This window comes from Pseudomonas sp. JUb52, assembly GCF_004341115.1.
Lineage (GTDB): Bacteria > Pseudomonadota > Gammaproteobacteria > Pseudomonadales > Pseudomonadaceae > Chryseomonas > Chryseomonas oryzihabitans.
In genome coordinates this window covers 33,743-57,830 of the sequence record NZ_SLYS01000003.1, presented here as the reverse complement: position 1 = coordinate 57,830, position 24,088 = coordinate 33,743, and the positions used below count along the sequence as shown (strand labels likewise).

At 67.2% G+C, this 24,088-nt stretch carries 27 protein-coding genes and 1 riboswitch; of the genes, 21 read left to right on the top strand and 6 right to left on the bottom strand.

What is annotated here, in order from left to right; genetic code table 11:
- Positions 1 to 186: 186 nt before the first annotated feature.
- Together htpG and EC839_RS05930 are read left to right on the top strand one after the other, a co-directional pair.
- Positions 187 to 2,091, top strand: a complete 1,905-nt coding sequence (gene htpG / locus EC839_RS05935; protein ID WP_007159245.1) for a molecular chaperone HtpG — start codon at positions 187 to 189, stop codon at positions 2,089 to 2,091.
- 55 nt (positions 2,092 to 2,146) lie between these two features.
- Positions 2,147 to 2,884, top strand: coding sequence for a dienelactone hydrolase family protein (locus EC839_RS05930; RefSeq protein WP_007159244.1), 738 nt, complete (start codon positions 2,147 to 2,149; stop codon positions 2,882 to 2,884).
- A gap of 43 nt (positions 2,885 to 2,927) precedes the next feature.
- On the opposite strand, the gene EC839_RS05925 is transcribed toward EC839_RS05930, so the two are convergent.
- Together EC839_RS05925 and EC839_RS05920 are read right to left on the bottom strand one after the other, a co-directional pair.
- The gene (locus tag EC839_RS05925) at positions 2,928 to 3,500 is read right to left on the bottom strand and encodes a SprT family zinc-dependent metalloprotease (RefSeq protein WP_256680970.1); all 573 of its coding nucleotides are present in this window, start codon (positions 3,498 to 3,500) and stop codon (positions 2,928 to 2,930) included.
- Positions 3,448 to 4,068: a DNA-J related domain-containing protein gene (locus EC839_RS05920; protein WP_007159242.1), complete on the bottom strand. Its 621-nt coding sequence runs from the start codon at positions 4,066 to 4,068 to the stop codon at positions 3,448 to 3,450. Before EC839_RS05920 ends, EC839_RS05925 begins: the two co-directional genes overlap by 53 nt.
- A 97-nt stretch (positions 4,069 to 4,165) precedes the next feature.
- On the opposite strand from EC839_RS05920, the gene ttcA reads away from it, so the two are divergent.
- From ttcA to EC839_RS05875, 9 genes are all read left to right on the top strand, one after another.
- Positions 4,166 to 4,990, top strand: a complete 825-nt coding sequence (gene ttcA / locus EC839_RS05915; protein ID WP_007159241.1) for a tRNA 2-thiocytidine(32) synthetase TtcA — start codon at positions 4,166 to 4,168, stop codon at positions 4,988 to 4,990.
- Positions 4,990 to 5,661 (top strand): DNA-3-methyladenine glycosylase I, encoded by a 672-nt coding sequence (locus tag EC839_RS05910; RefSeq protein WP_007159240.1) that lies wholly within the window; start codon positions 4,990 to 4,992, stop codon positions 5,659 to 5,661. Before ttcA ends, EC839_RS05910 begins: the two co-directional genes overlap by 1 nt.
- Positions 5,658 to 6,422 carry an NAD-dependent protein deacylase gene (locus tag EC839_RS05905; RefSeq protein WP_007159239.1) on the top strand — a complete coding sequence of 255 codons (765 nt, stop codon included), beginning with the start codon at positions 5,658 to 5,660 and terminating at the stop codon, positions 6,420 to 6,422. The genes EC839_RS05910 and EC839_RS05905 overlap by 4 nt, the downstream gene beginning before the upstream one ends.
- 96 nt (positions 6,423 to 6,518) lie before the next feature.
- A complete protein-coding gene (locus EC839_RS05900) occupies positions 6,519 to 7,157 on the top strand; it encodes an NlpC/P60 family protein (protein WP_039975360.1) in 639 nt (212 codons plus the stop codon).
- Positions 7,158 to 7,253: 96 nt separating this feature from the next.
- The gene (locus EC839_RS05895) at positions 7,254 to 7,790 is read left to right on the top strand and encodes a C40 family peptidase (RefSeq protein WP_007159237.1); all 537 of its coding nucleotides are present in this window, start codon (positions 7,254 to 7,256) and stop codon (positions 7,788 to 7,790) included.
- 54 nt (positions 7,791 to 7,844) lie between these two features.
- Complete coding sequence (locus EC839_RS05890; protein ID WP_007159236.1) at positions 7,845 to 8,165, top strand: hypothetical protein; 321 nt, start codon at positions 7,845 to 7,847, stop codon at positions 8,163 to 8,165.
- A gap of 278 nt (positions 8,166 to 8,443) precedes the next feature.
- Positions 8,444 to 9,670, top strand: coding sequence for a cytochrome c (locus EC839_RS05885; RefSeq protein ID WP_007159235.1), 1,227 nt, complete (start codon positions 8,444 to 8,446; stop codon positions 9,668 to 9,670).
- A gap of 2 nt (positions 9,671 to 9,672) precedes the next feature.
- A complete protein-coding gene (locus EC839_RS05880) occupies positions 9,673 to 10,155 on the top strand; it encodes a (2Fe-2S)-binding protein (protein WP_007159234.1) in 483 nt (160 codons plus the stop codon).
- Positions 10,152 to 12,398, top strand: a complete 2,247-nt coding sequence (locus tag EC839_RS05875; protein ID WP_007159233.1) for a molybdopterin cofactor-binding domain-containing protein — start codon at positions 10,152 to 10,154, stop codon at positions 12,396 to 12,398. Before EC839_RS05880 ends, EC839_RS05875 begins: the two co-directional genes overlap by 4 nt.
- Here the strand turns inward: EC839_RS05875 and EC839_RS05870 are convergent.
- The 4 genes from EC839_RS05870 to EC839_RS05855 all read right to left on the bottom strand — a co-directional run bounded on the left by EC839_RS05870 (position 12,395) and on the right by EC839_RS05855 (position 14,908).
- On the bottom strand, positions 12,395 to 13,012 hold the full coding sequence (locus tag EC839_RS05870; RefSeq protein ID WP_007159232.1) for a DedA family protein: 618 nt from the start codon (positions 13,010 to 13,012) through the stop codon (positions 12,395 to 12,397). The two genes, EC839_RS05875 and EC839_RS05870, sit on opposite strands and share 4 nt — an antisense overlap.
- A gap of 130 nt (positions 13,013 to 13,142) precedes the next feature.
- On the bottom strand, positions 13,143 to 13,976 hold the full coding sequence (locus tag EC839_RS05865) for a metallophosphoesterase (protein ID WP_007159231.1): 834 nt from the start codon (positions 13,974 to 13,976) through the stop codon (positions 13,143 to 13,145).
- 68 nt (positions 13,977 to 14,044) lie between these two features.
- Complete coding sequence (locus EC839_RS05860) at positions 14,045 to 14,413, bottom strand: YggL family protein (protein WP_007159230.1); 369 nt, start codon at positions 14,411 to 14,413, stop codon at positions 14,045 to 14,047.
- 165 nt (positions 14,414 to 14,578) lie between these two features.
- On the bottom strand, positions 14,579 to 14,908 hold the full coding sequence (locus EC839_RS05855; RefSeq protein WP_007159229.1) for a four-helix bundle copper-binding protein: 330 nt from the start codon (positions 14,906 to 14,908) through the stop codon (positions 14,579 to 14,581).
- 97 nt (positions 14,909 to 15,005) lie between these two features.
- Positions 15,006 to 15,199, top strand: a riboswitch (cobalamin riboswitch).
- Between the two features lie 95 nt (positions 15,200 to 15,294).
- On the opposite strand from EC839_RS05855, the gene cobO reads away from it, so the two are divergent.
- The 10 genes from cobO to EC839_RS05805 are packed head-to-tail and all read left to right on the top strand — an operon-like array spanning position 15,295 to position 24,047.
- Entirely contained in the window at positions 15,295 to 15,921 is a 627-nt protein-coding gene (cobO, locus tag EC839_RS05850; protein WP_007159228.1) for a cob(I)yrinic acid a,c-diamide adenosyltransferase, read from the top strand.
- Entirely contained in the window at positions 15,915 to 17,213 is a 1,299-nt protein-coding gene (locus EC839_RS05845) for a cobyrinate a,c-diamide synthase (RefSeq protein WP_007159227.1), read from the top strand. Before cobO ends, EC839_RS05845 begins: the two co-directional genes overlap by 7 nt.
- Positions 17,210 to 17,860: a 5,6-dimethylbenzimidazole synthase gene (bluB, locus tag EC839_RS05840; RefSeq protein WP_007159226.1), complete on the top strand. Its 651-nt coding sequence runs from the start codon at positions 17,210 to 17,212 to the stop codon at positions 17,858 to 17,860. Before EC839_RS05845 ends, bluB begins: the two co-directional genes overlap by 4 nt.
- A complete protein-coding gene (gene cbiB / locus EC839_RS05835; RefSeq protein WP_007159225.1) occupies positions 17,857 to 18,765 on the top strand; it encodes an adenosylcobinamide-phosphate synthase CbiB in 909 nt (302 codons plus the stop codon). Before bluB ends, cbiB begins: the two co-directional genes overlap by 4 nt.
- Positions 18,758 to 19,747 (top strand): threonine-phosphate decarboxylase CobD, encoded by a 990-nt coding sequence (gene cobD / locus EC839_RS05830; protein WP_007159224.1) that lies wholly within the window; start codon positions 18,758 to 18,760, stop codon positions 19,745 to 19,747. Before cbiB ends, cobD begins: the two co-directional genes overlap by 8 nt.
- Positions 19,744 to 21,195, top strand: coding sequence for a cobyric acid synthase (locus tag EC839_RS05825; RefSeq protein WP_007159223.1), 1,452 nt, complete (start codon positions 19,744 to 19,746; stop codon positions 21,193 to 21,195). Before cobD ends, EC839_RS05825 begins: the two co-directional genes overlap by 4 nt.
- On the top strand, positions 21,196 to 21,717 hold the full coding sequence (gene cobU / locus EC839_RS05820; RefSeq protein WP_007159222.1) for a bifunctional adenosylcobinamide kinase/adenosylcobinamide-phosphate guanylyltransferase: 522 nt from the start codon (positions 21,196 to 21,198) through the stop codon (positions 21,715 to 21,717).
- Positions 21,714 to 22,772: a nicotinate-nucleotide--dimethylbenzimidazole phosphoribosyltransferase gene (gene cobT / locus EC839_RS05815; RefSeq protein ID WP_007159221.1), complete on the top strand. Its 1,059-nt coding sequence runs from the start codon at positions 21,714 to 21,716 to the stop codon at positions 22,770 to 22,772. The genes cobU and cobT overlap by 4 nt, the downstream gene beginning before the upstream one ends.
- A complete protein-coding gene (locus EC839_RS05810) occupies positions 22,765 to 23,316 on the top strand; it encodes a histidine phosphatase family protein (RefSeq protein ID WP_007159220.1) in 552 nt (183 codons plus the stop codon). Before cobT ends, EC839_RS05810 begins: the two co-directional genes overlap by 8 nt.
- Positions 23,316 to 24,047 (top strand): adenosylcobinamide-GDP ribazoletransferase, encoded by a 732-nt coding sequence (locus EC839_RS05805; protein WP_132832474.1) that lies wholly within the window; start codon positions 23,316 to 23,318, stop codon positions 24,045 to 24,047. The genes EC839_RS05810 and EC839_RS05805 overlap by 1 nt, the downstream gene beginning before the upstream one ends.
- The last annotated feature ends 41 nt before the right edge of the window (positions 24,048 to 24,088 follow it).

Sequence of the window (24,088 nt, the reverse complement as noted above, 5' to 3'; positions counted from 1 at the left end):
TGAACTACACGACAGCCGTTCGAGCGCACCGTTAAAAGTTAAGTTCCGCGTCTAGCTCCAGCATCGCGCAAATTCCTACCTGCATCGCGAACCGAGCGCGCCAAGGTTGAAATGTCACCGGGCGCCCCCATCTCCGCGACATCGCCAGGCATCTGGTGCGTACCTATCGATAGCGGAGTTCGTAGCATGAGTGTGGAGACTCAAAAGGAAACCCTAGGCTTCCAGACCGAAGTGAAGCAGCTGCTTCACCTGATGATTCACTCGCTGTATTCCAACAAGGAAATCTTCCTGCGCGAATTGATTTCCAACGCCTCCGACGCGGCCGACAAGCTCAGATTCGAGGCCCTGTCCGAGCCCGAGCTGCTCGAAGGCGGGGATACGCTGAAGATTCGCCTGAGCTTCGACAAGGAGGCCGGCACGGTCACCCTCGAAGACAACGGCATTGGCATGAGCCGCGAAGAGGTGATCGCTCACCTCGGCACCATCGCCAAGTCCGGCACCGCCGATTTCCTGAAGAACCTCAGCGGCGACCAGAAGAAGGATTCCAACCTCATCGGTCAATTCGGCGTGGGCTTCTATTCGGCCTTCATCGTTGCCGACCAGGTGGATGTCTACACCCGTCGCGCCGGCCAACCCGTCGCCGAGGGCGTGCACTGGTCGTCCAAGGGGGAAGGGGAGTTCGAGGTCGCGACCATCGACAAGCCCGAGCGCGGTACCCGCATCGTGCTGCACCTCAAGCCCGAGGAAATCGAGTTCGCCGATGGCTGGCGCCTGCGCAACGTGGTCAAGAAGTACTCCGACCACATCGGCCTGCCCATCGAGCTGCCCAAGGAGCAGCAGGGTGGCGAGGACGAGCAGCCGGCTGAAGTCGAGTGGGAGACCGTCAACCGCGCCAGCGCGCTCTGGACCCGTCCGCGTACCGAACTCAAGGACGAGGACTACCAGGAGTTCTACAAGCACGTCGGCCATGACTTCGAGAATCCCCTGACCTGGAGCCACAACAAGGTCGAGGGCAAGCTCGAATACACCTCGCTGCTGTACGTGCCGGCCCGTGCGCCCTTCGATCTCTATCAGCGCGAAGCACCCAAGGGCCTCAAGCTCTATGTGCAGCGCGTCTTCATCATGGACCAGGCCGACCAGTTCCTGCCGCTGTACCTGAGATTCATCAAGGGTGTGGTGGATTCCAATGACCTGTCGCTCAACGTCTCCCGCGAGATCCTGCAGAAGGATCCGGTGATCGACTCCATGAAGTCGGCGCTGACCAAGCGCGTGCTGGACATGCTCGAGAAGCTGGCCAAGAGCGAGCCGGAGAAGTACCAGTCGTTCTGGGGCCACTTCGGTCAGGTGCTCAAGGAAGGTCCGGCGGAAGACTTCGCCAACCGCGAGAAGATCGCCGGTCTGCTGCGCTTCGCCTCGACCCACAACGGCGACGATGCCCAGAACGTGTCCCTGGCCGACTACATCGGCCGGATGAAGGATGGTCAGGACAAGATCTACTACTTGACCGGCGAGAGCCACGCGCAGATCAAGAACAGCCCGCATCTGGAAGTCTTCCGCAAGAAGGGTGTCGAGGTGCTGCTGCTGACCGATCGCATCGACGAGTGGCTGATGAGCTATCTCACCGAATTCGATGGCAAGCATTTCGTCGACGTCGCCCGTGGCGATCTGGATCTCGGCAAGCTGGACAGCGAAGAGGACAAGCAGGCCCAGGAAGAGGTCGCCAAGACCAAGGAAGGCCTGGTCGAGCGCCTCAAGCAGGCCCTGGAGGCCCAGGTCAGCGAAGTCCGCGTTTCCCATCGCCTGACCGATTCGCCGGCGATCCTGGCCATCGGCGAACAGGACCTCGGCTTGCAGATGCGCCGGATCCTGGAAGCCAGCGGCCAGAAGGCCCCCGATTCCAAGCCGATCTTCGAGATCAATCCGCAGCACCCGCTGATCGAGAAACTCGATGGCGAGCCCGACGAGGACCGCTTCGCCGATCTGTCGCACATCCTGTTCGATCAGGCGGCGCTGGCCGCGGGCGACAGCCTCAAGGACCCCGCCGCCTATGTCCGCCGGTTAAACAAACTGCTGGTGGAATTGTCCGCTTAACAATGGAGAAGCCCGCCTCGGCGGGCTTCTTTCTATCCACCTTCTGGAGGACCCCATGGTCGATGTAACTGTAAAACCCGTCGCCTACGAAATCGATGGCGAGCCGTTCGAGAGCCAGCTGGTGTATGCCACCAGTAGTAATCCCACCCGCCCGGGCGTGCTCCTGGCGCCCAACTGGATGGGGGTATCCCATGGCGCCGTCGAGCAGGCCAAGAGCCTGGCCGAGGCCGACGGTCTGGCCTACCTGGTGGTGGATTTCTATGGTCGCAATGTGCGTCCGCAAAACGCCGACGAGGCCCTGGCGGCCATGACGCCGATTCGCGGCGATCGCGCGCTGCTGCGCCAGCGCATGCAGGCGGCCTATGCGGCCCTGGTCGCCCAGGCCGAGACGGCGGCGGTGGATGTCCATCAGATCGCCGCCATCGGCTTCTGCTTCGGCGGCTGCGCGGCGCTGGAACTGGCCCGTGACGGCGCGGCGCTGAGCGCCGTGGTGACCTTCCATGCCAATCTGGATACGCCCAACCCGGCCGATGCCGCCCGTATCACCGGCCCGGTGCTGGTGCTGCACGGCGCCTCCGATCCGCTGGTGCCGGACGAGCAGCTTACTGGCTTCCGCCAGGAGATGGATGCCGCCCAAGTGGACTGGCAACTGCTGAGCTATGGCGGCGCGGTGCATTCCTTCACCGATCCCGAAGCCAACAATCCGGGTAAGCAGCAATACCACCCGGTGGTGGCCAAGCGCGCCTTCCTGGCGATGCGCAACCTCTTCGACGAAGTCTTCGCCCAGGGCTGAGTGCTTTCGCTGCCTGCCGGAACCGGAATCGGAGCCGGCAGGGTCAGCCGCGGATGACTTCCTGGGTGAAGTCCAGGGGACCGCGGCAGCGCCGGCACAGATAGCGCCGGCCCTTGCGCACCAGCGCATGACGCTGGGCGGTGAATTCGAAGCGACCATCCGGGCAGTTGCAGCGATACAGGTACAGAGTGCGTGCCCGTTGCGGCAATTCGTAGGTATGGCAGCGATCCGGCGGCAAGCCATAGACCCCACGCATGATCAGCTGCCACTCCTCGCCATGGGGTCGGATGCTGCCACCGAACAGCTGATGCGCCACCAGGTGCGCCACCTCGTGGGCCACGGTCTGCTCGAGGAAGTGGGCGCGATTTTCCTGATAGAGCTGCCGGTTAAATCTCAGCCGATTCTCGGTGAGATGGGCGACGCCGGCGCGTTGGCCACGCAGGGCCAGGCTGATCTCGGGGCGAGGAAAGCGGCGTTTGAAGAAGGCCTCGGCCTGCCGATAGCAGTCTTCGACCCGGTCTGTGAGTTGTTCAGGCATAGGCAACCTCTGGCGAGGCGGGTGATTATGCCGAAGCCCGTGCCTGCGCCCTAGCGTCCGCGGTCGGCTGGTGGCCATAGTGCCGTCTCAGCGTATCCATGGCGGCATTGATGGCCTGCAGTCGGCCAGTGCTGCCACCGTGATCGGGGTGATGACGGCTGGCGAGCTGGCGATAGCGGCGGCGGATCTGGCCATAATCCGCCGAGCGATCGAGCCCCAGCAGGCGCAGGGCCTCCAGCAATTCGGATTCACCGTTGACCAGGGCCCAGAAGTGATTGAGCAGGTTGGCCACGTCTTCCGGGGTGGTGGTCTCTAGCTGGGTGACATCGAGGTAATAGGCGCGCAGCGGATCGGCCACCACCAGCCCGGAACGGGCGCGCAGGTAGGGTCGCAGCTCGATGCGCAGGGCGCTGATGATCAGTTCGGCGCGCTGTTCGGCGCGCAGCTGATCGCGCAGCCGGTAGAGGGCGTTGAAGACGCGGAAGTGCAGGCGGAAGAGTTCGTAGTTGTCGGTCACCGGGCGCGGCGGGATCAGGGGTGATCCTGCCCGGCGCAGGGCCTGCAGCAACTCGTATTCCGACAGGCTGGACTGGGCCCTGAGCAGTTCCTGATGGAGCGCCGTCATGAGCGCCTGGGCTTCGCTCATGGCTGCCGGTCGCTCCGGACTGACGTTCGGGGTAGGGCGGCGGACGCTTTGCGCGTAAAATGCCGGCCTTTCGTTTTTTCCTTTCGCGGATTCATCCATGGGCACCCTTTCGGTCAACCAGAACAAGCTGCAGAAACGCCTGCGCCGTCTTACCGGCGAAGCCATCGCCGACTACAACATGATCGAGGACGGCGACAAGGTCATGGTCTGCCTGTCCGGTGGCAAGGACAGCTACACCCTGCTCGACATGCTGCTCTACCTGCAGAAGGTCGCACCGATTCGCTTCGAGATCGTGGCGGTCAACCTCGACCAGAAGCAGCCGGGTTTTCCTGAACACGTTTTACCTCAGTACCTGAAGGAACTGGGAGTCGAGTACCACATTCTGGAACGTGATACCTATTCCGTAGTGAAGGAAAAGATTCCCGAGGGCAAGACCACCTGTTCGCTGTGCTCGCGCCTGCGGCGGGGCATCCTCTACACCTTCGCCGACGAGATCGGCGCGACGAAGATGGCGCTCGGCCATCATCGCGACGACATGGTAGAAACCTTCTTCCTCAATTTGTTCCATGGCGGCACGCTCAAGGCCATGCCACCCAAGCTGCGCGCCGACGACGGGCGCAACGTGGTGATCCGCCCGCTGGCCTATTGCAACGAGAAGGACATCGAGGCTTACGCGGTCCTGCGCGAATTCCCCATCATTCCCTGCAACCTCTGCGGCTCTCAGGAAAATCTGCAGCGCAAGGTGGTCAAGGAGATGCTGCTGGAGTGGGAGCGCAAGACGCCGGGACGCACCGAGATCATGTTCCGCGCCCTGCAGAACGTGGTGCCCTCGCAGCTGGCCGATCGCGAGCTGTTCGACTTCGCCAGTCTCAAGATCGATGACAGCGCCACGCCGCGCTTCGTCCAGGTAATGAATCTCTGATGCGAGATTACGCCTGGCTGCTCGAATACGCCCTGAATCGCTGCGGTTCGGCCGCCGCACTGGAGGCGCGGCTGCCGCAACCGGTGGGCGCCGCCACCCTGGCGTCCGTGGGCGATGACCGCTATCTATCGCTGCTGACCCGGCGCATCTTTCGCGCCGGACTCAAGCACAGCCTGGTGGACGCCAAGTGGCCGGCCTTCGAGGAGGTCTTCTTCGGCTTCGATCCGGAGAAGGTGGTGCTCATGGGCGGCGAGCGTCTGGAGCGGCTGATGCAGGACGCCCGTCTGATCCGCCATCTGGGCAAGTTGCGCAGCGTGCCGATCAACGCCCAGATGGTGCTCGACTTCCAGCGCAGCCACGGCAGCTTCGGCCAGTTGCTGGCCGAATGGCCGACGCAGGACATCGTCGGGCTGTGGGAGCTGCTGACCAAGCGCGGCAATCAGCTGGGTGGCCTGTCGGCGCAGCGCTTCCTGCGCATGGCCGGCAAGGACACCTTTCTGGCGACCGACGACGTGGTGACGGCGCTCAAGGCGCAGAACATCCTCGACAAGGCGCCCACCGCCAAGCGCGATCGGCAGAAGATGCAGGAGGCCTTCAACCTCTGGCAGGAACAGAGCGGCCGCCCGCTCTGCCAACTGTCGGTGATGCTGGCCCTGACGGTGAATCATTGACCGACGCCCTGGCACGTGCCCAAGGCCTGCTGCAGCGGGCCGGGCGGGTGCTGTTCATCACCGGGGCGGGGCTGTCCGCCGATTCCGGACTGCCGACCTATCGCGGCCTGGGCGGGCTGTACAACGGCCTCACCGAAGAGGGCATCCCCATCGAGGCCGCTCTCTCGGGCAGCATGCTCCGGCAGCGTCCGGCGCTCTGCTGGCGCTACCTGGCGCAACTCGGCCGGGCCTGCGCCGCGGCCAGGCCCAATGCGGCGCACCAGGCGATTACCGACTTCGGCGTCAGTCACCCCGGCAGCTGGGTGCTGACGCAGAACATCGACGGCTTTCATCGGCAGGCGGGCTTTCCGCCAGAGCGGCTGATCGAGATCCATGGGCAACTGGAGCCGCTCGCCTGCATGAATTGCGCGCAGACTGTCGCGGATGCTCAAGATCATCTGGCCGGTCCGCTGCCGCCGCGTTGTCCCGCGTGCGGCGGCATTCTGCGGCCACCGGTGGTGCTGTTCGAGGAAGCCCTGCCGGCCATTGAGCTGCAACGTCTGCAGGGGGCGGTGGAGGAGGGCTTCGACCTGGTGATCGCCGTCGGCACCACCGCCGCTTTCGGCTATATCCAGGCGCCGATCGGTCGCACCCTGGCTCAGGGAGGTGACCTCATCGAAATCAATCCGGACCGCTCGTCGCTGAGTGGCCTGGCGACCGTTCAGATCAAAAAAAGGGCCGTAGACGTCCTTCCTCGGCTTTTGAGTCACATCGAAGGCTAAAAAAACTTGCCATCTGTGATCCAGGTCGGCAAGGTGTCGAAACTTTGAGAAAACGACACGGTCGTGCCCATGCCAAGGAAACGCTTCGCACCCCTCGTGCCCCTGTCTTTTGTCTGTTTGCTCGCCGCCTGTGCGAGTGCGCCGCAAAGTCCCGACACTGCTGTTGCCCCTGCTCAGTCCCCTACCTCCCGGACCTTCCAGACCGCTTCGCTGCATGGCCTGGGCGGTGCTGGCAACGGTTCCGCCGCGGTGGAGACCGAGAGCGCTCAGCAACGTCCGGTCTTCCCCCATACCCAGTCGCCGCATCAACTGGATTGGGATCGCGAGGTGGGTCCGCGCCAGGCGCTGCCGAATCTGGCGGACCAGATCCTTAACCGCGCTACCCAGCTGGTGGGCACACCCTATCGCCGTGGCGGCAGCACCCTGGCCGGTTTCGATTGCAGCGGTTTCGTCAATTACGTCTTTCGCGAGCGGGCTGGCATGACCCTGCCGCGCTCCACCCGCGAGATCATCGATCTCGAAGTACCGGTAGTCAGCAAGAACGATCTGGAACCTGGCGATCTGTTGCTGTTCAATAGCAACGGCCGTGGCCGGGTCAGTCACACCGGTATCTACATGGGCGAGGGCAAGTTCATCCATTCCTCCAGTCGCCGCAGCGGCGGGGTGCGGGTGGACAGCCTGGACGACCAGTACTGGAAGGTGAGTTTCCTGGAAGGCAAGCGCGTATTGCGCTGAGGCGTATCGCCGCGAACTTCGCCGGTGCGCTTCGAGGACCCGTCGAGGCTGCGTGGCAGGCCGACGGTGATCGATGGATAACTAAGGATGTCTCCAATGCCGCATGCGGCTCGCCTCGGATTGTATTGCGCCTTCGTGCTGCTGGCCGCCTGTGCCGGCAGGCCGCCCCAGGCACCCGCACCGGTCGCCCCAGTCGTTTCCCGTCCCATGTTGGAAAGCCAGGCCCAGGCCGCCAACGATGTGCTGTTTCGGGCCATCGGCCTGGTCGGCACCCCCTATCGCTACGGCGGCAATACCCCGGCGGGTGGTTTCGACTGCAGCGGTCTGATCGGTTATGTCTATCGCGATGCGGCCGGGGTGACCCTGCCGCGTTCGACCCGCGAGATGATCACCCTCGGCTCGCCCAACGTGGCGCGCAATGCCCTGCAGCCCGGTGACCTGATCTTCTTCGCCACCGCCGGTGGTCGTCAGGTCAGCCATGCCGGCATCTACGTCGGGGAAGGGCGCTTCGTGCATGCGCCGCGCACCGGCGGTACGGTGCGTCTGGACAGCCTGGCCAAGCCCTATTGGCAAAACAGCTACCTGCAGGCCAAGCGCGTGCTGGTCACGCCGAGTCTCGCCGGCGGCTATTGAACCCCGTTCCGCCCGGGCCGCTCGAATAGGCATCCAGCCCGTGCGGAGCCCATCATGCCTCAGGCGATACGTCTGCCGCCCCAGCCGGCTCGTTGCGAGCTGTGCGGTCGGGCGGCGCCGCTCACCCGCCATCACCTGATCCCTCGCTCGTTGCACGACAAGGCCTACGTGCGCAAGAGATTCGACCGCGTCAGCCGGATCACCGCCACCCTCTGGGTCTGCCGACCCTGCCACAACCATATCCACCAGACCTTCGACGAAAAGACCCTGGCGCTGGAATACAACAGCCGCGAGCTGCTGCTCAGCGATGCGCGCATTCGCCAGTTCGTCGACTGGCTGGCGGCCAAGCCCGATGGCTTCGTGCCCAAGCGCTGAGTAATACCACCCCTATAGCGTTTGTAGGTGAAAAGTCTTCCTTCCTGTCCTGAGTGCGGGTAATCAGAATCGGGGGTTGTTGGCGATTCAGTAACTCGCGCCAGAGCGCAGCCGGAGTGGAGCGGGAATGTAAAGGCCGCTGTTGACGCGCGGGCCGAAACTGTCGTCTGCATCTCACCTCCAGGGGCGAACGCCACGGGCGCGTGCCGCTGCGATTAGGATGACGGCAACGCCACGGCGGAATCCGCCTGTCCGGTTCGACCTCAAGAGGAGAGCTGATGAGATCCCTGGCCCTGCCCCTGCTGGCGGGGATGCTGCTCCTGTCCAAGGCCGCGCTGGTGCGCGCCGATGAGGCGACCCTGACGCAGGGCGAATACCTGACCCGCCTGGGCAACTGCCAGGGCTGTCATACCCGTCCCGATGGTGCGCCCTTCGCCGGAGGTGTCGCTTTCGAGACGCCTTTTGGCCGTCTCTACTCGAGCAATATCACCCCGGATCGCGAGCACGGGTTGGGTAACTGGACGGCGGACGAGTTTCGCCGGGCCTTGCACGACGGGCTGGGGCGAGAGGGTGAGCAGCTCTACCCCGCCTTTCCCTATACGGCCTTTACTCGGTTGAGCGACGAGGACGTCGCGGCGATCTTCGCCTATCTGCAGATCCAGCGACCGGTGCCCTATGCGCCGCCAGCCAATGCCCTGCGCTTTCCCTTCGATCAGCGCGCGCTGATCCGCGGCTGGAAGTGGCTCAACTTCACGCCGGGTCCGTTACCGGTGGCGGCCGAGGCACAGGTAGCACGGGGCGCCTACCTGGCGGAGGCGGTGGGGCATTGCCAGGAATGCCATACGCCGCGGACCTGGAGCCAGGGTCTCGACAGCGGGCGGGCCTATGCCGGGGCGACCCAGCAGGGCTGGACCGCCTGGAATCTCGCCGAGGACCCGCGCGGCCTCGGCGGCTGGAGCGATGCCAAGCTCGCCAGCTATCTGCGCGAAGGCCATCAGCGCGGCGAGGCTGTGGCGGCGGGCCCCATGGCCGAGGTGGTGAGTGGCGGTACACGCCATCTGAACGATGCGGATCTCGGTGCCCTGATCGCCTATCTGCGGACCCTACCAGCGCAGCCCGGAGCGGTTCCGGCGCGTGCCGAGGTGCAGCCGCCCGGTGAAACCGGGCCGCTCACTGCCGCCGAGGCGGAAAGTGCGGCCTTGCTGCAATCCGCCTGCGCCAGCTGTCATGCGCCGGACGACCGGGGGCCGGCCGGTCCCTATCCGCGCTCTTTCAGCAACTATTCGGCGGTGCGCGACCCGGCAGGGACCAACCTGGTACGCGTACTGCTCGACGGGCTCGACCGCCAGGGACGCACCGAGCACGCCTTCATGCCAGCCTATCGGGAGTTGCTCAGCGATCAGCAACTGGCCGATCTGGCTACCTACATCGGCCGCCGCTTTGGCGGCCACGCCGCCGATATTCGTCCCGAAGACGTGGCGGCGGCGCGCGAACGGGAGCACTAGCGGTGGCGGTCCTCGAACTCAAGGTCAATGGCGAGTCGCGACAACTCGACGTCGATCCACGCATGCCTCTGCTGGACGCTCTGCGCGACGAGCTGGGCCTCAAGGGGCCGAAATTCGGCTGTGGCCTGGGCGAGTGTGGCGCCTGTACGGTGCTGGCGGATGGCAAGCCGGTGCGTGCCTGTCTGCTGCCGGCAGCGTCCTTTGCCGGTCGGGATCTGCTGACCCTGGAGGGCTTGGGTACGCCAGCGGCGCCGCACGCGCTGCAACGGGCCTTCATCGAGGAGCAGGCGGCGCAGTGCGGCTATTGCATCCCCGGGATGGTGATGACCGCCCGGGCGCTGCTCGAACGCGTGCCCGATCCCAGCGATGCGCAGATCCGCCAGGCGCTGGCAGCCAATTTCTGTGGCTGCGGGACCCACTATCGCATCCTGCGCGCGGTCAGGCGGGCGGCGGTGCTCTTGCGCGACGGGAAGGCCTCGGCATGACGCTGTCCCGCCGCACCTTTCTCGGCGGCAGCGCGGCACTGCTGCTGGGGTTTAGCCTGCAGCGACCGGTTGCTGCCCAGGTGCTGCCTGCACCCACTGACACTGCGAGCTTGGCCAAGACCCTCGAACAGCGACAACTGGATGCCTGGCTGGCGGTGGATGCCCAGGGCCAGGTCACCGTCTACAGCGGCAAGGTGGAACTGGGTACCGGGGTTAGCACGGCGCTGCGACAGATCGTGGCCGAGGAGCTCTGCGTGGCCTTTGCCGCCACCCGGCTGATCCAGGGCGATACCCGGCTGACGCCCGACCAGGGCATCACCGCCGGCAGCAAGAGCTTGCAGGTGGGGGGCGCCCAGTTGCGCAAGGCCGCCGCCAGCGCGCGGCAATTCCTGTTTCTGGAAGGATCGCGACGCCTGGGGCTGGACCTGGCGGTGGTGGACACGGTGGATGGCCGCGTGGTCTATCGCGGCGATCCCACCGGGCGCTATGTTTCCTATGGCGAGCTGGTGGGCGGACGGCCGCTGGGACGGCTGGTCAATCAGGCCGTGCGTACCCGCGCCGTCAAGGACTACCGCCTGGTCGGTACCTCGGTGCCGCGCGAGGACATTCCCGCCAAGCTGTTCGGCAGCTTCGATTACGTCCACGACCTGCGCCTGCCCGGCATGCTGCACGGTTGCGTAGTGCGGCCGCCCTGCATCGGCTCGGCGCGGTTGGCAGGGGTGAGCCTTCGCGGTATCGATGCCAGCGCACTGCCGCCTGGCGCTCAGCTGGTGTACGAAGGCGCCTTTGTCGCGGTAGTGGCCGAGCAGCCCTGGCTGGCGCGGCAGGGCGCGGCGGCGCTGCGGGTGGACTGGAGCCTGGTACCCGACCTGCCGTTGCCGGGCGAACTCTATGCCCGGCTGGAAGCCAAGGCCGGACCGGCCGACATCCAGCAGGAGACCGGCGATGTCGCGGGGGAGCTGGCGAACGCCGCCCAGCGCCTGGACGCCGAGTATCGCTGGCCCTATCAGAATCACGACTCCATCGGTCCCTCCTGCGCGGTCGCGGATGTGGGGGCCGAGGGGGCCACGATCTGGAGCGGCACCCAAGGTGTCTATCAGCTGAGGGCAGCGCTGGCGGATCTGCTGGCGCTGCCGGAAGACAGCATCCATGTCATCTATCAGCAGGCCTCCGGCTGCTATGGCCATAACGGCGCCGATGACGCGGCAGCCGATGCGGCGCTGCTGTCCAAGCTGTGCGGCCGTCCGGTGCGGGTGCAATGGAGTCGCGCCGACGAACACGGCTGGAATCCCAAGGGACCGGCCATGCTGATGCGCCTGGCAGGGGGACTGAGCGCGGCCGGCGATCTGCTGGCCTGGCGCTTCGCCAACTGGACGCCCACCCATCTCACCCGGCCCAACGGCCTGACCGGCAAAGCGGCACTGCTCGCCGGACAGCTGGCCTATAACCTGCCGCTCAAGGGCGGCAAGGGCGGCGGCAATCGCAACGCGCCGCTGGACTATGACCTGCTCAATGTCCAGGTGGCGACCCATTGGCTGGAAGCCGGGGATTCGCCGCTGCGACCCTCGGCTCTGCGTGCTCTAGGGGCGGTCGGCAATACCTTCGCCAACGAGTCCTTTATGGACGAGCTAGCCCTGGCGGCCGGGGTCGACCCGCTGGAATTCCGCCTACGCTATCTGCAGGACCCTCGCGCGCGGGCGGTGCTGCAGGCCGCCACCGCCAAGGCCGATTGGCAACCTCCGGCCAGGCAGGAAAAGGCCTGGGACGGCGCCCTGGCGAAAGGGCAAGGCCTGGCCTTCCTGCGCTACGAAAACGAGAACGCCTATGTGGCCGCGGTGGTCGAGGTAGCGGTGAGCGAGGCCACGGGTATCCGGGTCACCCGGGTGGTGGTGGCCCACGACTGCGGTCTGATCGTCAATCCGGATGGCCTGCGCAATCAGCTGGAAGGCTGCGTGGTACAGGGCATCGCCCGGACCCTCAAGCAGGCGGTGCACTTCGATCACCTGGGGGTCACTAGCCTGGAGTGGGGCGCCTATCCGCCGCTGACCTTCAACGAATTGCCCGAGCTGGAACTGGAGCTGATCGATCGGCCGGAAGAGCCGGCGGTGGGGGCCGGGGAGGCCACCACCGCCGCCATCCCCGCGGCCATCGCCAATGCCGTGGCGGCGGCGAGCGGTCTGCGCCTGCGCGAGGTACCGCTGAATCGCCAGCGTCTGCGCGAGGCGCTGGCCGCCCGCCGCTAGGCGCGTTTCAGCCGCTGCTTGAAGAGCAGCGCGGCGCCGGCGCCCAGCACGGCGACCACCGCCACGCCGATCCACAGCGACTCGTTGCCGGCGAAGCTGAAGTGGTTGGCACCCTTGGCTGCCAGATAACCCGGGCCCATCATGAGTGGCGCCCAGACGATGGCGGACAAGATGTTGGCCGACTGGAAGCGCAGCTGGTTCATGGCCATCATTCCGGCCACCAGGGGCACGGTGTTGCGGATCATGGTCAGGAAGCGCCCGCCAAATACCGCGAAGAAGCCATAGCGGCGAAAGAACAATCGGGTCCTGGCCACCTGCTTGCGATAGCGGCGAAAGGGCGGGCGGTGGACGATGCTGGGACCGAGCCAGCGGCCGATGATATAGGAGCAGATGTCGCCGAGGATGGCACCGACGATGGCGGCCAGCACCAGCGGCACCGGCGAGAGCACCCCGGAGCCGGCCAGGCCGCCGACCACCAGCAGCAGCGCTGTGGCCGGAATGAAGACGCCCAGCAGCACCAGAGACTCGCCAAAGGCGAGCAGGCCGACGAGCAGCGGTGCCCAGGCCTGGTGGGTTTCGATAAAGCCAAGCAGCGATTGGGTCAGCGATTCCATGGGAGGCCACTCTTGCCGAAAATCCTAAGACTACGCGGCGCCTGCGGCCTGCTAGCCGTTTCAACAGCTTGAATCAATTTCCATTGCTGGAAGTGCGCGGGAGCGCGCATCGGCGCCCCGGTTGGACGCTTCAGCCTTCCGCCAAGGCGTCCTGAGCGGCCTGCCAGCGCAGTTCGTGACGCTCGCCGACGACGAAACGATCGCCCTGGAAGTCCCAGCGTTCCACGTCCACGGTCTTTTCCGCCCCTTCGCCAACCAGCAGGCGGTTGAAGGAGTTGGGTGAGGTGCCGCGCACGCGCGACGAGAGGGCGGTGCCGGCCTGCACGATCCAGACCTCGCGGGGCAGGGTAGGGTACTGGCGACTCAGCGGCAGCACATAGGGCAGGTGGATATGGCCACCCATCACCAGATCCAGGCCGGCATCGGCCCAGGTGGCCAGGGCATGATCGGCATTGTGCTGCAGATTGCTCAGGTCGCTGAGTTCGAGGGCGCCGAAGGGCTGGTGGGCGATGACGATGCGCAACTTGCCCGGGCCGGCGCGGCGCAGGCGTTCGGCGACGCGCTCGATCTGCTCGGTGCTCACCGCGCCATCCTTGTGACGTTGCGGGGCGGTGGTGTTGAGTCCGACCAGCAGAAGCTCGTCGTTCTCGAAACTGGGCTCCAGGTCCTGGCCGAAATGGCGGCGATAGTTGCCATAGGGCGTCAGGAAACGAGCGAAGACATTGTACAGCGGCAGGTCGTGATTGCCCGGGATCACCAGGGTTCGCGGAATGCCATGGCTTTCCAGGCGTTCGACGAAGGTCTTGGCGGCGGCGAATTGCTCGCGCCGTGCACGCTGAGTGATATCCCCGGAAAGGATGAGGACATCGGCGCCGTGTTCGCGGACATGGGCTTCCAGGGCCGCGACCACAGCGGGTTGCTCGGTGCCGAAGTGGGTATCGGAGATTTGCAGGAGGGTCGTCATGAGGACCTGGTTTCCAACGGATTCCCCTTTACGACCGCAACGGACGCCAAGCTATCCGGCTAGGCTAGTTAGACTTCGCCGTCGTGGTGCCAGGCGTCATGCAACTCGGACGCATTGGCTTCGCCGACTTCGGCGCGGGCCTTGAGCCAGTCCAGCAGCGCGGTACGGTCTTCCGCGGTGGGCGAGGTGTAGCGCTTGTTGGCCATGATGGTGCCTTCGACCCAGGCGTTGTCGAAACCGCCGATGTAGTCGAGCTTGCGCTCTTCGACGTAGTCGATGAAGTCGCCCAGGAAGGTGTCCAGATCGTCTTCGCTGAGTTCGTTCTTGAAGCTCACCTTGATTTCAAAGGCCAGTTCCTGGAATTCGCCCAGGTATTGCTTCTTGCGCAGGCGACGCTTCATGCGGCTCAAACGGGGATCTTGGTTGGTATCGGTCATGGCGAAGGCCTGGATATCGATGAAAGGGCGGGCATTATCCCTGGCGTCGACCGGTAATGCCAATGCCGAACGCCCCGGCGGCGGCGCCGTGTGCGGGATTCGGCTGCGACCAGAGCGCGCAGCATGACAGCCGGCGCTCAGTCACTGCCTTTGCCGGTAGAAATCTCAGGCGGCCATGGACGCGCAGGCATCGGCACAGGCTTCGCAAGCCCGGGCGCAGGCCTGGCAGTGATCGGCCTTGTGCTTGCCGCATTCGGCGGCGCAAGCGCGGCAGGTGGCCAGGCACAGGGCGCAGGCTTCGGCGATGCGGTCGCTGTTGCGCTGCATGAAGGTGGCGGCCAGGCGGCAGGCGTCAGCGCAATCGCGATCCAGGCGGATGCAGTCGCGCATCATGTCGATATGGTCTTCGCCGAGGCAGGCGCTGGCACAGGTTTCACAGGCAGCAGCGCAGTCGAGGCAGGCCTTGATGCAGGCGGCGAGGGTGGAATCGGTCATCGGGTATCTCCTGGCGTGGGGTGCCTAGGGTGGACCCGGTCATCCGGTGCCGAGTTCGGGCGGTGCGATCGATTGACGCTCTCCCGGGTAGTCCGTACCCTGCGCCCTTGCACGTGGTGCCCCGCTTGAGCCGGGGTGAAACAGGGAAGCCGGTCGAGCCGGCGCTGCCCCCGCAACGGTAGTTGAGTAGTAGCTGCGCGACACCCACTGGCCTAGCCGGGAAGGGGCGCAGCGGATGCCCAGGGCATCGGCTCACCAGCCCGGAGACCGGCCACGCTTGCGTTCATCTCGGCGATGCGGAGGGCGTCGCGCGGCGTCGCCACCTGCCTCGCGCGGGCGGCGTCTCTGCACTTTTCTCCGCCGCGCCCGCACCCGGAGAACCGCCCATGACCGACACCCCCGATTCGACCAGCCCCGAGCGCGACGAGCGCCACCGCGCGCGCATGGTGCGCAAGAAGGCGGTGATCGACGCCCGCATCGCCGAAGCCCAGGACGAACGCGGCCTGCTGCTGGTGCATACCGGCATCGGCAAGGGCAAGAGCAGCTCTGCCTTCGGCATGGCGGCGCGCGCCCTCGGCCACGGCATGAAGGTGGGCGTGGTGCAGTTCATCAAGGGCCGCCGCGACACCGGCGAGCAACTCTTCTTCAAGCGCTTCCCGGACGAGGTGCGCTACCACGTCATGGGCGAGGGCTTCACCTGGGACACCCAGGACCGGGCCCGCGACCTGCAGTCGGCTGCTGCAGCCTGGGCGGTGGCGGTGGAGCTGCTGCGCGATCCGGCCATCGGCCTGGTGCTGCTGGACGAACTCAACATCGCCTTCAAGCACGGCTATCTGGAGGTCGACCAGGTGCTAGCCGATCTGGCCGGGCGTCCGGCCCATCAGCATGTGGTGGTGACGGGCCGCGGTGCGCCGCCGGCGCTGGTCGAGGCCGCCGATACCGTGACCGACATGAGTCTGGTCAAGCACGCCTTCCAGGCCGGCGTCCGCGCCCAGCAGGGCATCGAATGGTAGGCGAGACGCGGCATTGCCCGGCGCTGCTGATCGCCGCCCCGGCCTCCGGTCAGGGCAAGACCAGCGTCACCGCCGCCCTGGCCCGGCTGCACGCCCGCCAGGGGCGGCGGGTACGGGTATTCAAGTGCGGTCCGGACTTTCTCGATCCGATGATCCTCGCCCGCGCGAGTGGCGCGCCGGTCTACCAGCTCGATCTGTGGATGATCGGCGAGACCGAGAGTCGCCGCTTGCTGTGGGAAGCGGCAGGGGAGGCAGATCTCATCCTTATCGAAGGCGTCATGGGTCTGTTCGACGGCCAGCCCTCGGCCGCCGACTTGGCCGAGCGCTTTGGCGTACCGGTGCTGGGCGTGATCGACGCGGCGGGCCTGGCGCAGACCTTTGGCGCCCTGGCCTATGGCCTCGCCCATTACCGGCCGAGCCTGCCCTTCGCCGGGGTGCTGGCCAATCGCAGCGGCAGTCCGCGGCAGACCCAGCTGATCCGCGGCAGCCTGCCGGCGGGCATGACCTTCTTTGGCAGCCTGCCGCGCGATGCCAGCATCGAGTTGCCTAGTCGTCACCTGGGGTTGATCCAGGCTGATGAGGTCACCGACTTGGATCGTCGTCTGGACATGGCGGCCGATGCCCTGGGCGCCAGTTCCGACATCGAATTACCGCCGCCGGTGGCCTTCGCCGCGCCGGAGCCGACCGCGGTCGAGCCGCTGCTGGCCGGAGTGCGCATCGGCGTGGCCCGGGACGCGGCCCTGGCCTTCATCTACCAGGCCAATCTGGATCTGCTGCGTGCCCTGGGTGCCGAGCTGCAGTTCTTTTCCGTGCTGGCCGACACGGCGCTGCCGGAGGTGGATAGCCTCTATCTGCCGGGCGGCTATCCCGAGCTGCACCTGCAGACGCTGTCCAACAACCTGGGCATGCGCGCGGCCATTCGCGCCCACCACGCCGCGGGCAAGCCGATCCTTGCCGAGTGCGGCGGCATGCTCTATCTGCTCGACGAACTGACCGACAAAGCCGGTGAATCCGCCAGCCTGCTCGGGCTGCTCCCGGGGAACGCGCGGATGCAGGCGCGGCTCACCGCCCTGGCCCTGCAGTCGGTGGACTTCGCGCAGGGCACCCTGCGCGGCCACACCTATCACCATTCGGCGCTGGAATCGCCTGTCGCGCCCTGGGCGCGCGGGCTGTGTCCCAATGGCAAGGCGGTGGCCGAGGCGGTCTACCGAGACGGTCGCCTCACCGCCAGCTATATTCACTTCTATATGCCGTCGGCACCCGCCGCGGCCGCCGCGATGCTTAAGCCGTGACCACGACACCCTATACCCCCGCCGAACAAGCCGCCGTCTACCGAGCCATCGCCGAGCGCCGCGACATGCGCCATTTCTGCGGTGGCGAGGTGCCTCCCGAACAACTGGCCCGCCTGCTGGGCGCTGCGCACCAGGCACCTAGTGTCGGGCTGATGCAGCCCTGGCGCTTTCTGCGCATCAGCGATCCGGCCTTGCGCCAGCGCCTGCACGAACTGGTGGAGGAGGAGCGCTGCGCCACCGCCGACGCCCTTGGCGAGCGCAGCGACGACTTCATGAAGCTCAAGGTGCAGGGCATCCTCGACTGCGCCGAGGTACTGGTGGCGGCGCTCATGGATGGTCGCGAAGCCCATGTCTTCGGCCGCCGTACCCTGCCGGAAATGGACCTCGCCTCGCTGTCCTGCGCCATCCAGAATCTCTGGCTGGCAGCGCGCTGCGAGGGCCTGGGCATGGGCTGGGTGTCGCTGTTCGAACCGGCAGCGGTACGCAGCCTGCTGGAGATGCCGGAAGGCTCCCAGCCGGCGGCCATCCTCTGCCTGGGACCGGTGGAAGCCTTCTACCCGCGACCCATGCTGGAAGAGGAGGGCTGGCGTCAGGGGCGGCCACTGGAGGAACTGGTCTTCGAGAATCGCTGGGGCCAGAAGCCATGATGCTGGCCTTCGCGGTCGTCGGCGGCATGCTGCTCGACCTGTTGTTCGGCGAGCCCCGCCGTGCCCATCCCCTGGTCCTGTTCGGCCGCCTGGCCGACAGCCTGGAAGCGCGCTTCAATCCTGGCGGCCGCGGTTGGCGCAGTCATGGGGTGATGGCCTGGAGTCTGGCCGTGTTGCCCTGGGTACTGCTCACCGCCTTGCTCTGCCAGATCGGCTGGCTGGCCTGGATCATCCAGCCGCTGGCGCTGTATCTGGCGGTGGGGTTGCGCAGCCTCGGCGAGCACGCCGAACCGGTGGCGCGCGCCTTGCAGCGCAACAACCTGCCCGAGGCGCGGCGCCGGGTCGGCTATCTGGTCAGTCGCGAAACCACTGAGCTGGACGAAACCGCCGTGGCCCGCGCCGCCACTGAATCGGTGCTGGAAAATGGCAGCGATGCCGTCTTCGCCGCGCTGTTCTGGTTCGCCCTGCTCGGTGCCCCGGGCGTTGTGCTCTATCGCCTGGCCAATACCCTGGACGCCATGTGGGGCTATCGCACGCCGCACCTGGAGCGCTTCGGCTGGGCCGCGGCGCGGCTGGACGATGTCCTCAACTATATCCCCGCGCGCCTGGTGGCCCTGACCTATGCCTGTCTCGGCCGCTTCTGGAGCGCCATCGAAAGCTGGCGGACCCAGGCGCCGTTGTGGGACAGCCCCAATGCCGGCCCGGTAATGGCGGCCGGTGCCGGCGCCCTGGGCGTGAGCCTGGGCGGCCCAGCCCGCTATCACGGCAAATGGCACGAGCGCCCGGTGCTGGGCCGCGGTCCGGCGCCAACCTTCCTGGCCATCACCCGCGCCCTGAAACTGGTCCGCCGTGGCGCCTGGCTGTGGACCGCGCTGATCGCCCTGGGAGGACTGCTGCTTGCTTGAGCACGGCGGTCGCCTGAGGCGCGCGGCGCGCCGCTACGACATCCCCCTGGCCGACTGGCTGGACCTGTCCACCGGCCTGGCCCCCTGGCCCTGGCCATTGCCGGAGATTCCCGCCAGCGCCTGGGCACGGCTGCCCGAGCCTGACGACGGCCTGGTGGAAGCCGCCTGCGCCTGCTACAGGGCCTGCGCGGCACTGCCGGTGGCCGGCTCCCAGGCCGCCATCCAAGCGCTGCCGACCCTGCGCCCAGCCGCGCGGGTCGCGGTGCTGGCGCCCTGTTATGCCGAGCATGCCCTGGCCTGGCGTCGCGCCTGGCACGAGGTGCTGGAGTGGGACGAGACAGGCATCGCGACCCACCTCGACCAGCTGGATGTGGTGGTGGTGGTCAACCCCAACAACCCTACGGGCGAGCGCCTGTCGCCCGCCCGGCTGCTGGACTGGCACGCCCGGCTCGAACGCCGCGGCGGCTGGCTGGTGGTGGACGAGGCCTTCATGGATCCCACCCCGGGAGCAAGTCTTGCACCCTTCAGCGATCTGCCCGGACTGATTGTGCTGCGCTCCTTCGGCAAGTTCTTCGGACTGGCGGGGATGCGGCTGGGCTTCGTGCTGGCGGCGCCGAGCCTGCTGGCGCGCCTTGACGAGTACCTCGGTCCCTGGACGGTGAACGGCCCCAGTCGTTATCTCGCCCGGGAACTGCTGGCCGATCAGCCGGCCCAGCAGCGTCAGCGCGAGGCGCTGCTCGAGGCTGGCGAGCGCCTGGCCGCGGTGCTCGCCCGGCATGCCCTGGCGCCCAGCGGTGGTTGCGCCCTGTTTCAATTGCTGCAGCGCCCGGATGTCGCGGATCTGCACGAACACCTGGCCCGCCAGGCCATCCTGACCCGCCTGTTTCCCGCGCTTGGCGCCCTGAGATTCGGCCTGCCCGGCGACGAGGCCGGCTGGCAGCGCCTGGACCAGGGCCTCGCCAGCTACCGGAGTTCCCTATGAGTACGCTGATGGTGCAGGGCACCACCTCCGACGCCGGCAAGAGCACCCTGGTGGCCGCCCTGTGCCGTTGGCTCTATCGCCAGGGTGTGGCCGTGGTGCCCTTCAAGCCGCAGAACATGGCGCTCAACAGCGCCGTGACCGCCGATGGCGGCGAGATCGGCCGCGCCCAGGCGGTCCAGGCCCAGGCCTGTGGCCTGGCGCCCCATACCGACATGAATCCGGTGCTGCTCAAGCCCAATACCGATGTCGGGGCCCAGGTGATCATCCATGGCCGGGCCGTCACCAGCATGGATGCCAAGGCCTATCACGTCTACAAGCCGATAGCCCGCGAAGCGGTGCTGGCCTCCCATGCGCGGTTGGCCGAGCGCTATCAGGTGGTGCTAGTGGAAGGCGCCGGTTCGCCGGCCGAGATCAACCTGCGCCAGGGCGACATCGCCAACATGGGCTTCGCCGAGGCGGTAGACTGCCCGGTGCTGCTGGTGGCCGACATCGACCGCGGCGGCGTCTTCGCCCATCTGGTCGGCACCCTGGACCTGCTCGAACCCAGCGAGCAGGCGCGCGTCGCCGGCTTCATCATCAACCGCTTCCGTGGCGACCTGGCCTTGCTGCAACCCGGGCTGGACTGGCTCGAAGCCCGTACCGGCAAGCCGGTGCTCGGCGTGCTGCCCTATCTGCATGACCTGCACCTGGAAGCCGAGGATCGCCTGGCCACCGGCCAGGTCGCCAAGCAGGGACCGCGCCTGCGGGTGGCGGTGCCGGTGATGCCGCGGCTGAGCAACCACACCGATTTCGATCCTCTGCGCCTGCATCCCCAGGTGGAATTGCTGTTTGTCCGACAGGGCGAGGCGCTGCCCGCCGCGGATCTGATCATCCTCGGCGGCTCCAAGAGCGTGCGCAGCGACCTGGCTTTCCTGCGCGCCCAGGGCTGGGACACGGCCATCGCCCGTCACCTGAGATACGGGGGACGGGTGCTGGGCATCTGCGGCGGCTTCCAGATGCTTGGCGAGCGGATCGCCGATCCCCTCGGGCTGGAAGGCGCACCGGGTGACAGCGCCGGTCTGGGCCTGTTGGCCATGACCACCGAGCTGGCGGCGGAAAAGCAGCTGCGCAACGTGCACGGCTGGCTGAACGACGGCGATGCCGAGGTGGCCGGCTACGAGATCCATGCAGGCGTCAGCCAGGGCCCGGCCCTAGAGCGCCCGGTACTGCGCTTCGCCGATGGCCGTGTCGACGGCAGCCTCAGCGACGACGGTCAGGTGCTGGGCACCTACCTGCACGGCCTGTTCGAGTCACCCGCCGCCAGCGTCGCCCTGCTGCGCTGGGCCGGCCTGGCCGAGCCGCAGCAACTGGACTACCACGCCCTGCGCGAACGGGATCTGGAGCGCCTGGCCGATCTGGTCGAACACCACCTGGACACCGGGCGCCTGCGCGCCCTCTGTGAGCTCTAGATGCGCGAATTCATCCTCGGCGGCGCTCGCTCCGGCAAGAGCGCCCTGGCCGAGCGCCTGGCCGCCGAGTCCGGCCTTGCCGTCACCTATATCGCCACCGCTGGCGGCAGCGATGCCGAGCTGGCGCGGCGCATCGAGCGCCATGCCGCCCGCCGGCCGGCGCACTGGGCGCTGGTGGAAGAACCCCTGGCGCTGGCCGAACGCCTACGCAGCCTGGCGGCGCCGGAGCGCTGCCTGCTGGTGGACTGCCTGACCCTCTGGCTGACCAATCTGCTCCTGCTCGACGATCCCCGGCGCCTCGATCATGCCTGCGCGGAGCTGCTCGAGGTCGTGCCGCAGTTGCCCGGCCACCTCATCTTCGTCAGCAACGAAACCGGCCTGGGCGTCGTCCCGCTGGGCGAGCTGACACGCCGTTATGTCGATGCCGCCGGCGAATTGCACCAGGCCCTGGCCGCGCGCTGCGAGCGCGTGGTGCTGACCGTCGCCGGTCTCCCCCTGACCCTCAAAGGAACCCCGCTATGAGCATGCCCTGGTGGCAAGGACCCTGCCGCCAACCCGATACCGCTGCCGCCGAAGCCGCGCGCCAGCGGCAGACGGTATTGACCAAGCCGAGCGGTTCGCTCGGCGATCTGGAAGTGCTGGCCATTCAGATGGCTGCCCTGCAGGGCACGCCGCGTCCGCTGCTGCAGCGCACCGCCATCGCGGTCTTCGCCGGTGATCACGGCGTGGTGGAGGAGGGCGTCTCGGCCTATCCGCAGTCCGTGACCGCCGAGATGGTGCGCAACTTCGTTCGCGGCGGGGCAGCCATCAGCGTGCTCGCCCGGCAACTGGACGCCGCCCTGGAAGTCATCAATCTGGGTACCGTCACGCCTCTGGAAGCCTTGCCCGGGGTCATCGACCTGCCGCTGGGGCGCGGCACCGCCAACTTCACCCTGACCCCGGCCATGACCCACGACCAGTGCCAGGCCGCGCTACAGGCCGGGCGCGACGCCGTGCTGCGCGCCTGTGCCGGCGGTGCCGATCTCTTCATCGGCGGCGAGATGGGCATCGGCAACACCACCGCCGCCAGCGCCCTGGCCAGCGTGCTGCTGGACACCTCGCCACTGGCCCTGGCCGGCCCCGGTACCGGGCTGGACGCCGATGGCGTGGCGCGCAAGGTGGCGGTCATCCAGCGCGCCCTGTTGCGCCATGGCGACGCCCTGGAGGACCCCTACGAACTGCTGCGCCGTCTGGGGGGCTTCGAGCTGGCCGCCCTGACCGGTGCCTATATAGCCTGCGCCCAGCAGGGTCTGCCGACCCTGATCGACGGTTTCATCTGCTCGGTGGCAGCCCTCTGCGCCCAGCACCTGCAACCCGATACCCGCGACTGGCTGCTGTTCGCCCACTGTGGCGCGGAGCCCGGCCACGCCGCGGTGCTACTGGCGCTGGGTGGCGAACCCCTGCTGGATCTCGGCCTGCGCCTGGGCGAAGGCAGCGGTGCGGCGCTAGCCGTGCCGCTGCTGCAACTGTCCTGCCGCCTGCACAGCGAGATGGCCACCTTCACCGAAGCCAGCGTCTCCAGTCGCGCCCATGACTGACTGCTGGCTGCTGCGCCATGGCGTCACCGAAGGCCCCGAAGGCTTTCGAGGACGCCTGGATCCGCCGCTGTCGGAGCAGGGGTGGACACAGCTGCGCGCCGCTGTCGCCCTGCAGCCGCCTTTCGAGCTGATCCTGACGTCGCCGCAGCAACGCTGTGCCCGCTTCGCCGAATGGCTGGCGGCGGAGCAGGGTGCCGAGCTGGCGGTGGAGGCCGATCTGCGTGAGCTGGATTTCGGCGCCTGGGAAGGCCGTACTGCCGCCGAGCTCATGCAGGGTCAGGCGGAAGCCCTGGGGCGGTTCTGGGCCGATCCCTATGCCTATACGCCGCCCGGGGGCGAGCCCGTGGCGGCCTTCGCTGAGCGGGTCCTAGGGGCGGTAGCGCGCTGGCGGCTACGGCTGCAGGGCCGGCGCAGTCTGATCGTTACCCACGGCGGCGTCATCCGCCTGCTGCTGGCCCGCCAGCGGGGGCTGCCACCCAAGGATCTGCTGCAGGTCGAGGCGCCCTACGCGACCCTGCAGCCGCTGGCGCTGGAGGAGGGCTGATGCCGCTGCCGCTGCTGATCGCCGTGCAGTTTCTGACCCGTCTGCCGGTGCGACTGCCCGGCATGCCGCCAGCCGCGGCCGTCGGCCGCTCGGTGCTCTGGTATCCGGCGGTGGGCCTGCTGCTGGGTGCGCTCCTCAGTCTGATCGCCTGGCTGGGGGCGTCGGGTGGTGTCTTGCTGCAAGCGGCCCTGGTGCTGGCCGGCTGGGTGATCCTCACCGGCGGCCTGCATCTGGACGGCCTGGCCGACACGGCGGATGCCTGGATCGGCGGCTACGGTGACCGCGAGCGGACCCTGGCCATCATGAAGGATCCGGCCTGCGGCCCCATGGGCGTGCTGGCGCTGCTGCTGACCTTGTTGCTCAAGTGGAGCGCCCTGGTGGTGCTCCTGCCCCACGCGCCAGCCGCGCTGTGGCTGGCGCCGCTGGCCGGTCGCCTGGCATTGCCCTGGCTGTTGCTGACCACCGCCTATGTGCGCCCTGGCGGTCTGGGCGATCTGCTCAGTCGTCACCTGCCGCGAAAGGCCCTGGTCCGGGTTCTGCTGCTGGGGGGGGTGGGCATGGTTCTGCTAGCCCAGGGCCTGACCGCGCTGCTAGTGACCGCCGGGATCGCCCTGCTGGTGCGTCGTGCCTTGCGCCGGCGGCTTGGCGGTACCACGGGCGATACCGCGGGCGCCCTGCTGGAGATCGTCGAGGCCGGGGTACTGGTAGCGCTGGCCCTGACGCTGGGCTGAAAAACCGGCCCAAGCGTGAGATACCCGGGATTTTGCGATCT

Bases quoted from the DNA above. Each gene is read 5' to 3' on its own strand.
- htpG (WP_007159245.1), top strand. From the start codon at position 187: ATGAGTGTGGAGACTCAAAAGGAAACCCTAGGCTTCCAGACCGAAGTG.
- EC839_RS05930 (WP_007159244.1), top strand. From the start codon at position 2,147: ATGGTCGATGTAACTGTAAAACCCGTCGCCTACGAAATCGATGGCGAG.
- EC839_RS05925 (WP_256680970.1), bottom strand. From the start codon at position 3,500: ATGGCCACCAGCCGACCGCGGACGCTAGGGCGCAGGCACGGGCTTCGG.
- EC839_RS05920 (WP_007159242.1), bottom strand. From the start codon at position 4,068: ATGAGCGAAGCCCAGGCGCTCATGACGGCGCTCCATCAGGAACTGCTC.
- ttcA (WP_007159241.1), top strand. From the start codon at position 4,166: ATGGGCACCCTTTCGGTCAACCAGAACAAGCTGCAGAAACGCCTGCGC.
- EC839_RS05910 (WP_007159240.1), top strand. From the start codon at position 4,990: ATGCGAGATTACGCCTGGCTGCTCGAATACGCCCTGAATCGCTGCGGT.
- EC839_RS05895 (WP_007159237.1), top strand. From the start codon at position 7,254: ATGCCGCATGCGGCTCGCCTCGGATTGTATTGCGCCTTCGTGCTGCTG.
- EC839_RS05890 (WP_007159236.1), top strand. From the start codon at position 7,845: ATGCCTCAGGCGATACGTCTGCCGCCCCAGCCGGCTCGTTGCGAGCTG.
- EC839_RS05885 (WP_007159235.1), top strand. From the start codon at position 8,444: ATGAGATCCCTGGCCCTGCCCCTGCTGGCGGGGATGCTGCTCCTGTCC.
- EC839_RS05875 (WP_007159233.1), top strand. From the start codon at position 10,152: ATGACGCTGTCCCGCCGCACCTTTCTCGGCGGCAGCGCGGCACTGCTG.
- EC839_RS05870 (WP_007159232.1), bottom strand. From the start codon at position 13,012: ATGGAATCGCTGACCCAATCGCTGCTTGGCTTTATCGAAACCCACCAG.
- EC839_RS05865 (WP_007159231.1), bottom strand. From the start codon at position 13,976: ATGACGACCCTCCTGCAAATCTCCGATACCCACTTCGGCACCGAGCAA.
- EC839_RS05860 (WP_007159230.1), bottom strand. From the start codon at position 14,413: ATGACCGATACCAACCAAGATCCCCGTTTGAGCCGCATGAAGCGTCGC.
- EC839_RS05855 (WP_007159229.1), bottom strand. From the start codon at position 14,908: ATGACCGATTCCACCCTCGCCGCCTGCATCAAGGCCTGCCTCGACTGC.
- cobO (WP_007159228.1), top strand. From the start codon at position 15,295: ATGACCGACACCCCCGATTCGACCAGCCCCGAGCGCGACGAGCGCCAC.
- EC839_RS05845 (WP_007159227.1), top strand. From the start codon at position 15,915: ATGGTAGGCGAGACGCGGCATTGCCCGGCGCTGCTGATCGCCGCCCCG.
- cbiB (WP_007159225.1), top strand. From the start codon at position 17,857: ATGATGCTGGCCTTCGCGGTCGTCGGCGGCATGCTGCTCGACCTGTTG.
- EC839_RS05825 (WP_007159223.1), top strand. From the start codon at position 19,744: ATGAGTACGCTGATGGTGCAGGGCACCACCTCCGACGCCGGCAAGAGC.
- cobU (WP_007159222.1), top strand. From the start codon at position 21,196: ATGCGCGAATTCATCCTCGGCGGCGCTCGCTCCGGCAAGAGCGCCCTG.
- cobT (WP_007159221.1), top strand. From the start codon at position 21,714: ATGAGCATGCCCTGGTGGCAAGGACCCTGCCGCCAACCCGATACCGCT.
- EC839_RS05810 (WP_007159220.1), top strand. From the start codon at position 22,765: ATGACTGACTGCTGGCTGCTGCGCCATGGCGTCACCGAAGGCCCCGAA.
- EC839_RS05805 (WP_132832474.1), top strand. From the start codon at position 23,316: ATGCCGCTGCCGCTGCTGATCGCCGTGCAGTTTCTGACCCGTCTGCCG.